The 12,469-nt window shown below is 74.3% G+C and carries 12 protein-coding genes; 3 read left to right on the top strand and 9 right to left on the bottom strand.

Translation table 11 applies throughout. The annotated features are described in order from the left end of the window. Positions 1 to 39: 39 nt before the first annotated feature. The gene (locus IE271_RS26070; RefSeq protein WP_190192874.1) at positions 40 to 744 is read right to left on the bottom strand and encodes a TetR/AcrR family transcriptional regulator; all 705 of its coding nucleotides are present in this window, start codon (positions 742 to 744) and stop codon (positions 40 to 42) included. 143 nt (positions 745 to 887) lie between these two features. Beyond that, entirely contained in the window at positions 888 to 1,034 is a 147-nt protein-coding gene (locus IE271_RS26065; RefSeq protein ID WP_190192873.1) for an SCO1431 family membrane protein, read from the bottom strand. Positions 1,035 to 1,215: 181 nt separating this feature from the next. On the opposite strand from IE271_RS26065, the gene IE271_RS26060 reads away from it, so the two are divergent. Beyond that, positions 1,216 to 2,754, top strand: coding sequence for a M1 family metallopeptidase (locus IE271_RS26060; protein WP_190192872.1), 1,539 nt, complete (start codon positions 1,216 to 1,218; stop codon positions 2,752 to 2,754). A gap of 55 nt (positions 2,755 to 2,809) precedes the next feature. Here IE271_RS26060 and IE271_RS26055 read toward each other — a convergent pair whose 3' ends face one another. Then, the gene (locus tag IE271_RS26055) at positions 2,810 to 4,177 is read right to left on the bottom strand and encodes a C39 family peptidase (protein ID WP_190192871.1); all 1,368 of its coding nucleotides are present in this window, start codon (positions 4,175 to 4,177) and stop codon (positions 2,810 to 2,812) included. Positions 4,178 to 4,520: 343 nt separating this feature from the next. On the opposite strand from IE271_RS26055, the gene IE271_RS26050 reads away from it, so the two are divergent. Next, positions 4,521 to 5,159, top strand: a complete 639-nt coding sequence (locus tag IE271_RS26050; RefSeq protein WP_190192870.1) for a uridine kinase family protein — start codon at positions 4,521 to 4,523, stop codon at positions 5,157 to 5,159. A gap of 449 nt (positions 5,160 to 5,608) precedes the next feature. After that, entirely contained in the window at positions 5,609 to 7,465 is a 1,857-nt protein-coding gene (locus IE271_RS26045; protein ID WP_190192869.1) for an AAA family ATPase, read from the top strand. Between the two features lie 83 nt (positions 7,466 to 7,548). Here the strand turns inward: IE271_RS26045 and IE271_RS26040 are convergent, their stop codons facing one another. The 6 genes from IE271_RS26040 to ribH form a co-directional block, all read right to left on the bottom strand. Continuing rightward, complete coding sequence (locus IE271_RS26040) at positions 7,549 to 8,658, bottom strand: hemolysin family protein (RefSeq protein WP_229919567.1); 1,110 nt, start codon at positions 8,656 to 8,658, stop codon at positions 7,549 to 7,551. Continuing rightward, positions 8,655 to 10,004 carry a hemolysin family protein gene (locus IE271_RS26035; RefSeq protein ID WP_190192868.1) on the bottom strand — a complete coding sequence of 450 codons (1,350 nt, stop codon included), beginning with the start codon at positions 10,002 to 10,004 and terminating at the stop codon, positions 8,655 to 8,657. Before IE271_RS26035 ends, IE271_RS26040 begins: the two co-directional genes overlap by 4 nt. 230 nt (positions 10,005 to 10,234) lie before the next feature. Further along, positions 10,235 to 10,690 (bottom strand): PH domain-containing protein, encoded by a 456-nt coding sequence (locus IE271_RS26030; protein ID WP_190192867.1) that lies wholly within the window; start codon positions 10,688 to 10,690, stop codon positions 10,235 to 10,237. Positions 10,691 to 10,710: 20 nt separating this feature from the next. Further along, entirely contained in the window at positions 10,711 to 11,559 is an 849-nt protein-coding gene (gene hisG / locus IE271_RS26025) for an ATP phosphoribosyltransferase (protein WP_190192866.1), read from the bottom strand. A gap of 69 nt (positions 11,560 to 11,628) precedes the next feature. Further along, positions 11,629 to 11,901, bottom strand: a complete 273-nt coding sequence (locus tag IE271_RS26020; RefSeq protein ID WP_190192865.1) for a phosphoribosyl-ATP diphosphatase — start codon at positions 11,899 to 11,901, stop codon at positions 11,629 to 11,631. Positions 11,902 to 11,914: 13 nt separating this feature from the next. Continuing rightward, positions 11,915 to 12,421, bottom strand: a complete 507-nt coding sequence (gene ribH, locus IE271_RS26015; RefSeq protein ID WP_190192864.1) for a 6,7-dimethyl-8-ribityllumazine synthase — start codon at positions 12,419 to 12,421, stop codon at positions 11,915 to 11,917. Positions 12,422 to 12,469: the final 48 nt, after the last annotated feature.

Below are 12,469 nucleotides of genomic sequence, written 5' to 3'. Positions count from 1 at the left end.
TCCAGGCCCGTCTCTCCGCCCGCGACCGTCCGGGTCCGGCTATGCGCCGCGCCGTGCGGCCGGCGGCGCCGGGAAGGCGGGGTCCAGCTCCTCGATCGCGCGCAGGGCGCCGCCCAGCATCTTGACCAGCAGCTCGCACATCACGTCGCGGGTCAGGCCCGGCCGGCCGATCCAGTCGAGGGTGATCCCCTCCACGCTGCACAGCCAGCCGAGGAGCGCCACCCGCGGCAGCGGCGCGAGGCGGGACCGCCCGCCGCCGGCGGACCCGTCCGCGGCTGCGTCCGGGCGCGCGGTCCCCCACGCGCCCTCGGCTATGGCCTCGATCATGGCCTCGCGCACCCCGTCGCGGATGGCCTGCACCTCGGCGTCGAAGCCGACGCCGCCGCTGACGATCGTCCGGTACGCGGCCTGATGGTGCTCCGCGTAGCGCAGGTAGCCGTCGACCGTGCGGTGCACCCGCTCCTCGGGCGGCAGGTCGAGGCCGCCGGCCGCGCGGGACAGCAGGTCCGCGACCGCGTCCTCGATGATCGCCAGGTAGTAGCCGCGCTTGGACTTGAAGTAGTAGTAGATCAGTCCCTTGGCGACGTGCGCCTGTCTCGCGATGTCGTCCATCGAGAGCGCGTCGTAGGACGTGTCGGCGAACAACGTCCGTCCGATGGCGATGAGTTCAGCGCGACGCGCCAGCGAGCGCTCGGTGCCGCGCGCCCTCGGGCGGTCGGCGCCGCGCTGTTGACTGATGTTCAATCGGGGCCTGGCCTCCGGCAGCCGAGTGGTCGTCGTCGGCAGTATGGCAGACCCGTGTCCGCCCTCTGTTCGACCCGGTTCGACGGCCGCCGCTCCCGGACGGCGGGGCCCTGGCCGCGCCGGACGGCGCGTGCCCGCAGCGGTCAGATCAGGCCGAGCTGGGTGACGAGCATCGCCAGGACCACGACGAGGGTCCAGCCCGCCGCGTGCTCCAGCAGGTTCGGGCCGTCGTCGTCGGGGCCGCCGGTGCGGGCGCGGACGATTGCTGCGGCGGCAGAGGTCGCGGTCATGGCTTCTCACTCGTCGTCGTGGTGCACGAGGTGCACATGGTGCAGTGGATTCCCCCCACCGTCGGGAACCACCTTGCCACCCGAACGGCCTTTCGCGGTAGAGAGCTTGGTCACGCAGAACGGCGGCCGTGTGCTCCACGTCTCACTCCATGACGGAAGCCGTCCGACCGAAGGGCTCGCGATGCGTACGCTGCGCACGATCCGGACGAGTACGGCGGGGACCCGCCGCCGCGGGGCACGGCGCACGGCGGCGACGGCGGCGGTCGTCGCGACGACCGCCCTGACCGGGGCCGCCGTCCAGGCGGCACCCGCCGGCGGCACCGCGCCCACCGGCACCGCGCCCGCCAGGGCCGCCGCCTCACCGGGCGCCGCCGGGCTCGGCGACCCCCTCTTCCCGCTCGACGGCAACGGCGGGTACGAGGTGACCCACTACACACTGGACTTCGACTGGCGGGCGCCGCGCACCCCGTTCCCGGCGACCGCGACCGTGCGGGCCACCGCGACCCAGCCGCTGTCCCGCTTCAACCTGGACTTCGCGGGCAACACCCTGCGCTCGGTGACCGTGGACGGGACGGCCGCGACCGCCGTGCGCGAGGGCGACGAGCTCGTGGTGACCCCGCGCGGGCCGCTCGCCCGGGGCAGGCCGTTCACCGTGGAGGTCGCGTACACCGCCGACCCGACGCAGACACGGCACCGCGGGGACGCGGTCAAGGACTACGGCTGGATACCGACGCCCGACGGCACGGTGCTCCACCCCCAGCCGAACGGCGCCCGGCTCGTCTTCCCCTCGAACGACCACCCGAGCAGGCGCGCGCCGCTCACGTTCCGCGTCACCACGCCGCCGGGCCTGCGGGCCGCGGCGAACGGCCGCCTCACCGCGCGCACGGAGCACCCGGACGGCCGTGTGACCTGGACGTACGACTCCGAGCAGCCGGTGGCGCCGCAGCTCGTGCAGCTGGCGGTCGGCCGGTTCGCGTTCGCCGAGCGCACCGGCCCGGGCGGGCTGCCGCTGCGCGACGTCGTGCCGGACGCGCTCGCGGCGCCGACGGAGCGGTACCGCGCGCTCACGTCCGCCCACCTGACGTGGCTGGAGCGGCGGCTCGGCCCGTACCCCTTCCGGCGCTACGGCGTCCTCGTCGGCGACGTCGACCGCCGCGCGGCCCTGGAGACGCAGACGCTGTCGCTGGTGACGAAGCCCGTGCTGCTGGGCGACCGGGTCGCGGCCGAGCGCGTCCTCGTGCACGAGCTGACCCACCAGTGGACGGGCGACAGCGTCGCCCTGGAGACCTGGTCGGACCTGTGGCTGAGCGAGGGGCACGCCCGCTTCTACGACCGGCTGTACGCCGAGGAGCACGGCGGCGGCGGACTCGAGGCCGCGATGCGCACGGCGTACGGGAACCACGACCGGTGGCGCCGGGCCCAGGGCGCGCCCGCCGAGCCGGCCGAGCCGGCGCTCTTCGGGTCGATGCGCTACGACGGCTCCGCGCTCGTGCTGTACGCGCTGCGCGAGGAGATCGGCGCGGACGCCTTCGCCCGCGTCGAGCGCGCCTGGGTCACCGAGTACCGGGGCCGGACGGCGGGCACCCGGGACTACGTCGCGCTCGCGTCGAGGGTGGCCGGGCGGGACCTCACGGACTTCCTGCGCCCCTGGCTGTACGGCGGGAGGACGCCGCCGATGCCCGGCCACCCCGACTGGAGGACCGCGCCGGTGCGGGGCTGACCGGCGGCTCCCGCGGAACGGCCGTCCCGCGGGGCCGGTGCCCCGGTGACCGGTCTCAGCGGACGCCCACCGCCGCCAGCGCCTTGCGCTGGCGCGCCGTCGGCTGCGCCGGGAAGTACAGGTAGCAGACGCCGCCGCTGCCGGAGGCGACGGCTCCGGAGGCGTTGTAGCGCTTGGTGCGCAGCCAGATGTTCTCGAACTCGCGCCGCTTGTAGACCCGGCGCACCGCGGCGTTGTCCGGCGAGGCGGGGTCGTTGGCGATGACGTCCCCGCCGGCGGTGAAGCCGATGACGGTCATCAGGTGGCCCGCGGTGCCGTAGCCCGCCCCGGTCAGCTCGGAGGCGAGGAACGACTGGGACGTGATGACGGGGATGCCCGCCGCGATCAGGGTCTCCAGGTCGGTGAGCGAGCCGAGCCGGGTCACCACGCCCTGCAGACCGTCGTAGGTCGCGGCGTACGCGGCGTTGAAGGGCCAGTTGCCGCAGCCGTTGTACTGGTGGTCGTAGGTGGACCGGGCGGCGTGGCACACCTGCGGGTCCGCGTAGGACGGGTCGACCCAGGCCAGCTGCTCCTCGGTCGGTCTGCGGCCCCAGTACTCGATGATCATCTGTGAGGAGGTGGGGCTGCACCAGGCCTCGCCGCCGTTGTCGTACTCGGGGTACTGGCCGGCGTGGATCTCCTGCGAGTAGCGCGGCACGGGCAGTTCCCGGGCGGGGCCCGCCGGGGCGGAGGCGGGGACGGTGAAGCGGCCGGGGACGTCGGAGCCCATCACGCCGAGGCGCCACACGGTGGGGGACGCCGTGCCCCCCGGCTTCCGGTACAGGGTGAGCCGCAGCCGGCAGGAGGCGAGCCGCAGACCGGAGCCCGGGTCGTCGACCGAGAGGGTGTCCGTCCAGACGGTGCTCCTCCCGTCGCTCTGGCCGTCCACCGAGGTGCGCTTGACGTCCCGGTCGCCGGCCGCCCAGCGGCCGAGCACGTACCAGGGCGTCGCGGTGCCGTCGGAGTAGGTGCCGCGCACCTCGACCTGGATCCAGGTGCCGGCCGGGGTGTGCGCGTTCCAGGAGGCGATGACCTCGGTGGCGGGCACGGAGAGGCGGTGGACGGGCGAGGTCCAGCGCGCGTACTCCCACGTCCCGGTGGTGCCGGTGTGCGGGTCGCGGTAGGTGGTGGTGCCCGGCGGCGCGGCGATCGTCACGCCGGGGCGGGCGCCGGGGGCGACCCGGGTGCCCTCGGCGGTGCCGCCGCGCCAGTCGGCCTCCGTGGTCCAGGCGTGGTTGTCCACGGTGGCGGAGGGCGCTTTCGCGCGCGCCGGGCGGGACGGCGGGGAGGGGACGGCGGCGGCCGCGGGGGCGCCGACGGCCGCCGCGGCGGAGACCGCGGCGGCCAGGACGATTCTGCGGGACGGCTGCTCGGATCTGGTCATGGCAGGGGAACCCCCAGGTGTCCGGAACGGGCGAATCCGACGCACGGTCGTGCGCCAACTATGAACGCGGCCTACCCGTTCTGCCAGCACTTCCGGGCCCGCGGCGACCACCAATATTGGTCGAGACCGGTGGCACGGACCGGGGCCCGGCACGGGACGGGCGGAAGGGCACGACGGGGACGGGAGAGACCGGGGAGGGACGGTGACACCGGTCACGGAAGACGGTGACGCCGCCTGCGGGGACGGCGGCGGACACGGGAGGCGGCGGCGCAGACGGTCGGAGACGGTGACGCCGACCGAGGAAGGCGGTGGCGCCGGGCCCCGTAGGATCGGTCTCCGCACCATGAACACACCGCCCCGCCCTCCGGAGACCGACCTGCGCGCCCTCGCCGCCGGGCTGCGCCGGGTGCCGCCCTCCTGCGGCCCGGTCCGCCTCGTCGCGGTCGACGGGCACGCGGGCTCGGGCAAGTCCACGTTCGCCGCGCGCCTCGCGCGGGCCCTCGGCGGCGCGCCCGTCCTGCACCTCGACGACATCGCGACCCACGACGAGCTGTTCGCCTGGACCGCACGGCTGGCGGAGGAGGTCGTCGAGCCGCTGCGGGCCGGACGGACGGCACGCTACCGGCCGTACGACTGGCACGCGCGGGCCCTCGGGCCGGCCCGCGAGCTGCCGCCCGCGCCCGTGGTGCTCGTCGAGGGCGTCGGCGCGGGCCGCCGCGCGCTGCGGCCCCGGCTGGCCCGGCTGCTGTGGATGGAGATGCCGTCCGGGACCGCCTGGGCGCGCGGCCGCCGGCGGGACGGCAGCGAGCAGAGTGCCTTCTGGGACGGGTGGGTCCGCGCGGAGCGGCGCCACTTCGCCGGCGACCCCTCGCGCCCCTTCGCGGACCTTCTGGTGCGGGAGCGCACGGAGGGATACGAGGTGCTCCCGGGGCCCTGTGCGCCCCCTTCTCCGCCCCCCTCCGTCACCCATGGTGACGAGTGATCTGCTGTGTGCTGAACCTGTGAAGACGCTTGTCACACGAGTCCCGCGAACGCTCCAACTCGGCTTGACCCAGGGGCCGTACAGGACTTACGTTCTCAATGTGCGGCCCTTCCGAGCCGCCCGAAATCGCGAAGCCCCCGGTTGTTCCCCCGTGACCGGGGGCTTCGTTCTGCCCGGACCTCCCCCGTTCGGGCGCTTTGCGCCGCCGTCCGCTCACCCTCGGTGACCACGCCGTGTGCGCCCCGTCTGCTCCCACCCCGGCGAACCGGGCGCGGTGCGCCCTTCGGCGGGCGGGAGCCCCGCAGGTACGATGCCTGTCGGTGCGACCTTCGGACGGCTGCTCTTCGCACCGGACGCAAGTCCCGTTTACGGCACAGCGGTTCGGCTCAGCCGCCGACGGGTACGGACCCGTCCGGCATTCGACGGGGGCACGGTTTGTGGGGGACGTGATGGACTTCGGCACGCGGGGCCCCGAGGCCCCGGCCGACCTCGCCTGGCTGCGAGGCGTGGACGCCTACACGATGGGCGCCTATCCGCAGGCGGAGGAGGAGTTCCGCTCCGCCGTCCGCATGGATCCGGGCATGGCCGACGGCTGGCTCGGGCTCCACGCGCTGCGCATCGACACGACGACCGCACTGCTGCGGATGTTCCGGCACCGGGACCGCTTCGGCGAGCAGCGGGCGCGGCACCGGCGCACCCTGAACTCCTGGTACTGGCTCGGCTGGTGGGTGCAGCCCGTCCTGGAGAGCCCGCGCGACCTGCTGCTCGCGCACGCCTCGCACTGGCTGGACGGGCGCCACGTACCGGAGCTGGACCGGGCCCTGGCGGGGCTGCCGCCGGTGGACGCCGATCCGCAGGTGCGGTTCCTGCACGCCTGCCGGGCCTACCTGGTCAAGGACTGGGAGCAGCTGGTCCGGCACACCGACCCGCTGATCGACGACCCCGTGCTGGGCATCGAGGCCGGCCTGTTCGGCGGCATGGCCCGGGTGCGCCTGGAGATGTACGGGCAGGCCGAGCCGCTGCTGTCGGCGTCCCTGATGCGCTGCCGCAGCGAGCAGCCGCAGCGCAAGGAGCTGCGCTACTGGCTGGCGCGGGCCCACGAGGGCACCGGGCGGTCCGCCGCGGCGCTGCCCCTGTACCGGGCGGTGCACCGGGTCGACCCCGCGTTCATGGACACCTCGGCGCGCATCGCCGCGATCGCCGAGGGGGACGGGTACGACGACCCCGCCGACTTCGCCACCGTCACGCTGCCGGGGTTCGGGCAGGACGCGGCGGACGCCCCGGACGGCCTCGACCCGCTGTTCGGCGCCGAGGGCCGCGACCTGAAGCTGTCCGACCCCGAGCCGCCGGGCACGCTGTCCCCCGACCCCGACGCGGTGCGCGAGAAGGCCGTGGTGCCGGTGCGGCCGCCGACCGCGGGCCCCACCGACCCCGCGCTGCTGGAGGAGGCGCTCGCCGAACTGGAGCGCATGGTTGGACTGGATCCGGTGAAACGCCAGGTGAAGGCGTTGTCGGCGCAGCTGAACATGGCGCGGCTGCGGGCCGGGCAGGGCCTTCCGGTGCAGCCCCCGAAGCGGCACTTCGTCTTCTCCGGCCCGTCCGGCACCGGCAAGACCACCGTGGCCCGCATCCTCGGCCGGGTCTTCTACGCCCTCGGCCTGCTGGGCGGCGACCACCTGGTGGAGGCCCAGCGCGCGGACCTGGTGGGCGAGTACCTGGGCCAGACGGCCGTGAAGGCCAACGAGCTGATCGACTCCGCGATCGGCGGCGTCCTCTTCGTCGACGAGGCCTACGCGCTGTCGAACTCCGGGTACGGCAAGGGCGACGCGTACGGCGACGAGGCCCTGCAGGTGCTGCTGAAGCGCGCCGAGGACAACCGCGACCACCTCGTGGTGATCCTCGCCGGCTACCCCGAGGGCATGGACCGGCTGCTGGCCGCCAACCCGGGCCTGTCGTCCCGCTTCACCACCCGCGTCGACTTCCCCTCCTACCGTCCGCTGGAGCTGACCGCGATCGGCGAGGTGCTGGCCGCCGAGAACGGCGACGTGTGGGACGAGGAGGCCCTGGACGAGCTGCGCTCCATCGCGGGGCACGTCGTCGACCAGGGCTGGATCGACGAGCTGGGCAACGGCCGGTTCCTGCGCACGCTGTACGAGAAGAGCTGCGCCTACCGCGACCTGCGGCTCTCCGGCTACCCGGGCATCCCCTCCCGCGACGACCTGGCCACCCTGCGCCTGCCCGACCTGATGCAGGCGTACGGCGAGGTGCTGTCGGGGCGGGGGCCGCAGGATCCGCCGGCCCTGTGACGGCCGGCCCGCGACGCGGGCCGCCCCCGGCGAACCGGCCGGTTCGCCGGGGGCGGCCCCTTTCCGTGCGGTGCCCGCGGGCCTCAGCCCGCCAGCGCCCCCTCGGGCGCCTCCTCGGGCGTCCCCGGCCGCCGCTCGGCGGCGCGCGGCGGGGCGGGCGCGGCCTGCGGCTCCTCGCGGTGCGCGGGGTCGTGGACCTCACCGACCAGGAGTTCGAGGACGTCCTCCAGCGCGACCAGGCCGAGGACCCGGCCCGAGGCGTCGGCGACCTGCGCGAGGTGCGTCGCGGCGCGGCGCATCACGGTCAGGGCGTCGTCCAGCGGGAGGTCGGACCGCAGGGTCGTCATGGGCCGCCACACCTGCTGCGGCACGGCCCGCTCGGACTCCTCCAGGTCCAGGACGTCCTTCACGTGCAGATAGCCCATGAAGGCGCCGTTCTCCGCGACCACCGGGAAGCGCGAGTACCCGGTGCGCGCGGTGAGGGCGAGGACCCCGCCCGGGGTGACCGAGGGGTCCACGGTCACCAGGGACGCGCGGTCCAGGAGGACGTCCGTGACCGGGCGCGAGCCCAGCTCCAGGGCGTCCTCCAGGCGCTCCTGCTCCTCGGGGTCCAGGAGCCCGGCCTGACCCGCGTCCTCCACCAGGCGGTTGAGCTGCTCGCTGGTGAAGACGGCCTCCACCTCGTCCTTGGGTTCGACGCGGAAGAGCATCAGCACCCACCTGGCGCAGGCGCCGAGCGCCGCGGTGACCGGCCGGCACAGCCGGGCGAAGGCCACCAGGCCCGGGCTGAGCCACAGCGCGGTCCGCTCCGGCGCGGCCATGGCGAGGTTCTTCGGGACCATCTCGCCGATGACGAGGTGGAGGAAGACCACGACCGCCAGGGCGATGACGTAGCCGAGCGGGTGGATCATGCCCTCGGGCAGGTGGACCGCCTCGAAGACCGGTTCCAGCAGGTGCGCCACGGTCGGCTCGGCGACCGCGCCGAGGGTCAGCGAGCAGACCGTGATGCCGAACTGGGCGGCGGCCATCATCTGCGGCAGCCGCTCCAGGCCGTACAGCACCTGCCGGGCCCGGGCGGTGCCCAGGGGCTCGATCTGGCTGCGGCGCACGGAGACGAGCGCGAACTCGGCGCCGACGAAGAAGCCGTTGGCGAGCACGAGCAGCGCGGCGAGGAACAGCTGCAGGACGCTCATCGGGCGGCCTCCAGGGCGGGGGCGGTGTCGGTGGTGCCGGCGGTGCGCACGAGCCGGACCCGCTCGGCGCGGTAGTGCCCGACCTGGCGCACGGTGAGCCGCCAGCCGGGCAGCTCGGCCCGGTCGCCGGGGACCGGGATGCGGCCGAGCAGGTCGGCGACCAGTCCGGCGACGGTCTCGTACGGCCCCTCGGGCGCGTCGAGGCCGATGCGCCGCAGCAGGTCGACGCGGCAGCCGCCGTCGGCGTCCCAGGCGGGCCTGCCGTCCTCGGGCGGCGCCGCGGCCAGCTCGGGGACCTCCGCGAGCACGTCGTCGTGCTCGTCGCGGACCTCACCGACGAGTTCCTCGACGATGTCCTCCAGGGTGACGACGCCGGCCGTGCCGCCGTACTCGTCGACGACGACGGCGATGGGCTGCTCGCTGCGCAGCCGCGCCAGCAGCGGGCGCACGGGCAGCGTCTCGGGGACCAGCAGGGGGGTCTGCGCGATGCGGCCGACGGGGGTGCGCAGCCGGTCGTGGGCGGGCACCGCGAGGGCGTCCTTGAGGTGCACCATGCCGACGATCTCGTCGATCCGCTCCCGGTAGACGGGGAAGCGGGACAGGCCGGTGGCGCGGGTGAGGTTGACGACGTCCTCCGCGGTGGCGGAGGACTGCAGCGCGCTGACCTTCACGCGCGGCGTCATGACGTGCTGGGCGGTCAGGTCGGCCAGCGACAGGGTCCGTACGAAGAGGTCGGCGGTGTCCTGCTCCAGGGCGCCGGCCTCGGCCGAGTGGCGGGCCAGGGAGACCAGCTCGCCGGGGGTGCGGGCGGAGGCCAGCTCCTCGGCGGGCTCGACGCCCAGGGCCCGTACGAGCCGGTTGGCGACGGCGTTGAGCGCGGCGATCACCGGCCGGAAGAGCCGGGAGAAGGCGTGCTGCGGGCCGGCGACGAACCGGGCGACCTGGAGCGGCCGGGACACCGCCCAGTTCTTGGGCACGAGCTCGCCGACCACCATCTGCACGGCGGAGGCCAGCAGCATGCCGACGACCACGGCCACGCCGGACACGACGCCCCCGGGGAGGCCGGCGGCGGTGAGGGGGCCGTGGAGCAGTTCGGCGAGCGCCGGTTCGGCGAGCATGCCGACGACGAGGGAGGTGATGGTGATGCCGAGCTGGGTGCCGGAGAGCTGGAAGGACAGCTCCTTGAGGGCGTCCACGACCGTACGGGCGCGGCGGTCGCCGTCGGCGGCGGCCTTCTCGGCCTCGGGGCGCTCGACGGTGACGAGGCCGAACTCGGCGGCCACGAAGAAGCCGTTGGCGAGGATCAGCACGAGGGCCGCTCCGAGGAGCAGCAGGGGGGTGGTCATGAGGCCGCCGCCACCGATCCGGCGCGGAGGGGTTCCGCGCTATGTCGGGCAGGGGCGGCGCAGGTACTGCAGGACGATCCGTCCATTGCCGGAGGGAGTCACTCCTCGAATAGCAGGAGCCCCTGGGCGCCGGGTGCCGGGCGGACCGCAGGGGCGGAGGCGCAGTGACACGCCTCCGCCCCCAGATTAATCGGGTTCCGGGTGCGGACGTCAGACAGAACGCCTCGGAGTCACCTGTGATCTTCACCGGGCCCGGTGGCGGACCGGGCCTCGGTCAGCGCGCGCAGGGCGCGGGCGTCGCTGATGGCCTGCTGCCGGGCGATGCCGGGCTGGATGCCTAGCGCGGGCAGGCTGGTGCCGTCGCTGAGGTCGAGGAAGACCCACGGGTCGCCCTGGCGCAGGTTCACCCGGACGATCTCCGGCCAGGCCAGCCGGCGGCGGCTGGCGATGTTGACGACGGTGACGCCGTCCTCGTCGGCGACGACCTTCGGCCGGGAGAGCAGCGCGAGCACCCCGAACAGCAGCGCTCCGGTGAGGACGAAGCTGAGGCGCTCGCCCGGTCCCAGCTTCTCCAGCATCATCGCGACCGCCGTGACGGCCACGAAGACCGCGACCCCGGAGGTTAGCAGGACGGCCCGGGTGCGGCCCGGCCGGAAGGTGACGGGCAGGGCGGGCAGATCCGACATGGCGGTGCTCCGGATCCGGGTCAGAGGCGGCAGGCGTGGATGGCCGTGGTCAGGATGGCCCGCGCGCCGAGGGCGTACAGGTCGTCCATGATCCGCTGGGCGTCCTTGGCGGGGACCATGGCCCGGACGGCGACCCAGCCCTCGTTGTGCAGCGGGGAGACCGTCGGGGACTCCAGGCCGGGGGTGAGGGCGACGGCGCGCTCCAGGTGCTCGGCGCGGCAGTCGTAGTCCATCATCACGTAGGTCCGGGCGACCAGGACGCCCTGGAGGCGGCGCAGGAACTGCTGGACCTTCGGCTCGTCGGCGTCGGCGCCGGTGCGGCGGATCACCACGGCCTCGGACTGCATGATGGGCTCGCCGATGACCTGCAGGCCCGCGTTGCGCAGCGAGGTGCCGGTCTCCACGACGTCCGCGATGACCTGGGCGACGCCCAGCTCGATGGCGGTCTCGACGGCGCCGTCCAGGTGCACGACGGAGGCGTCGACGCCCTTGTCGGCGAGGTGCTTGGCGACGATGCCCTCGTAGGAGGTGGCGATCGTCGTGCCGCCGAGGTCCTCGACGCCGTTGGCGGTGCCCGGCTTCGTGGCGAAGCGGAAGGTGGAGCGGGCGAAGCCCAGCGGGAGGATCTCCTCGGCGCTCGCGCCGGAGTCGATCAGCAGGTCGCGGCCGGTGATGCCGATGTCCAGCTTCCCGGACGAGACGTAGATGGCGATGTCGCGGGGGCGCAGGTAGAAGAACTCGACCTCGTTGGCGGGGTCGACGATGACGAGTTCCTTGGACTCCCGGCGCTGCTGGTAGCCGGCCTCATGCAGCATCTCCGCCGCAGGTCCTGACAGGGAACCCTTGTTGGGGACGGCGATGCGCAGCATGAGGTCGGCTTCCTTCGTGTCGTGGTCGCGGGCGCGGGACGCGCGTCCGCGCGGGATGCGGATGCGGGTCTAGAGGTGGGCGTAGACGTCGTCGAGCGAGATGCCGCGCGCCACCATCATCACCTGGACGTGGTAGAGCAGCTGCGAGATCTCCTCGGCGGCCGCCTCCTTGCCCTCGTACTCGGCGGCCATCCAGACCTCGGCGGCCTCCTCGACGACCTTCTTGCCGATGGCGTGGACGCCCTTGCCCACGAGTTCGGCGGTGCGGGAGGTGGCGGGGTCGCCGTCGGCGGCCTTGTGCTGGAGCTCGGCGAAGAGCTCCTCGAACGTCTTCTTGGACATGGTGGTGCTTACTCTACGCGCCCGCGCGGCCGCCCTGGCGCCAGGGCTCGGCGACGGTACGCAGCGTGGTCGCGGTGGCCACGGCCGCGGTGACCGCCTCGTGCCCCTTGTCCTCGCTGGAGCCCTCCAGGCCCGCGCGGTCCAGGGCCTGCTCCTCGGTGTCGCAGGTCAGCACGCCGAAGCCGACCGGGACGCCGGTCTCCACGGAGACCTGGGTCAGGCCCTGGGTGACGCCCTGGCAGACGTAGTCGAAGTGCGGGGTGCCGCCGCGGACGACCACGCCGAGCGCGACGATCGCGTCGTAGCCGCGGCCCGCGAGGACCTTGGCGACGACCGGCAGCTCGAAGCTGCCGGGGACCCGCAGCAGGGTCGGCTCGTCGATGCCCAGCTCGCCCAGGGCGCGCAGGGCGCCGTCCACGAGGCCGTCCATCACCTTCTCGTGCCACTGCGCCGCGATCACCGCGACGCGCAGGTCGCCGCAGTTGCGGACGGTCAGTTCGGGTGCGCCCTTGCCGCTCACGTGTCTCCTCGGTCCTTGCTCTCCGGGCCCTTTCGGGCCTCTGGCCTC

The sequence above is a fragment of the Streptomyces minutiscleroticus genome (assembly GCF_014650875.1).
In the GTDB taxonomy this organism is placed as follows: domain Bacteria; phylum Actinomycetota; class Actinomycetes; order Streptomycetales; family Streptomycetaceae; genus Streptomyces; species Streptomyces minutiscleroticus.
This window is presented reverse-complemented; position numbering and strand designations above follow the sequence as displayed.

Coding starts and splice junctions, on each gene's coding strand:
- IE271_RS26065 (WP_190192873.1), bottom strand. CDS start 1,034: ATGACCGCGACCTCTGCCGCCGCAGCAATCGTCCGCGCCCGCACCGGC.
- IE271_RS26060 (WP_190192872.1), top strand. CDS start 1,216: ATGCGTACGCTGCGCACGATCCGGACGAGTACGGCGGGGACCCGCCGC.
- IE271_RS26055 (WP_190192871.1), bottom strand. CDS start 4,177: ATGACCAGATCCGAGCAGCCGTCCCGCAGAATCGTCCTGGCCGCCGCG.
- IE271_RS26050 (WP_190192870.1), top strand. CDS start 4,521: ATGAACACACCGCCCCGCCCTCCGGAGACCGACCTGCGCGCCCTCGCC.
- IE271_RS26045 (WP_190192869.1), top strand. CDS start 5,609: ATGGACTTCGGCACGCGGGGCCCCGAGGCCCCGGCCGACCTCGCCTGG.
- IE271_RS26040 (WP_229919567.1), bottom strand. CDS start 8,658: ATGAGCGTCCTGCAGCTGTTCCTCGCCGCGCTGCTCGTGCTCGCCAAC.
- IE271_RS26035 (WP_190192868.1), bottom strand. CDS start 10,004: ATGACCACCCCCCTGCTGCTCCTCGGAGCGGCCCTCGTGCTGATCCTC.
- IE271_RS26030 (WP_190192867.1), bottom strand. CDS start 10,690: ATGTCGGATCTGCCCGCCCTGCCCGTCACCTTCCGGCCGGGCCGCACC.
- hisG (WP_190192866.1), bottom strand. CDS start 11,559: ATGCTGCGCATCGCCGTCCCCAACAAGGGTTCCCTGTCAGGACCTGCG.
- IE271_RS26020 (WP_190192865.1), bottom strand. CDS start 11,901: ATGTCCAAGAAGACGTTCGAGGAGCTCTTCGCCGAGCTCCAGCACAAG.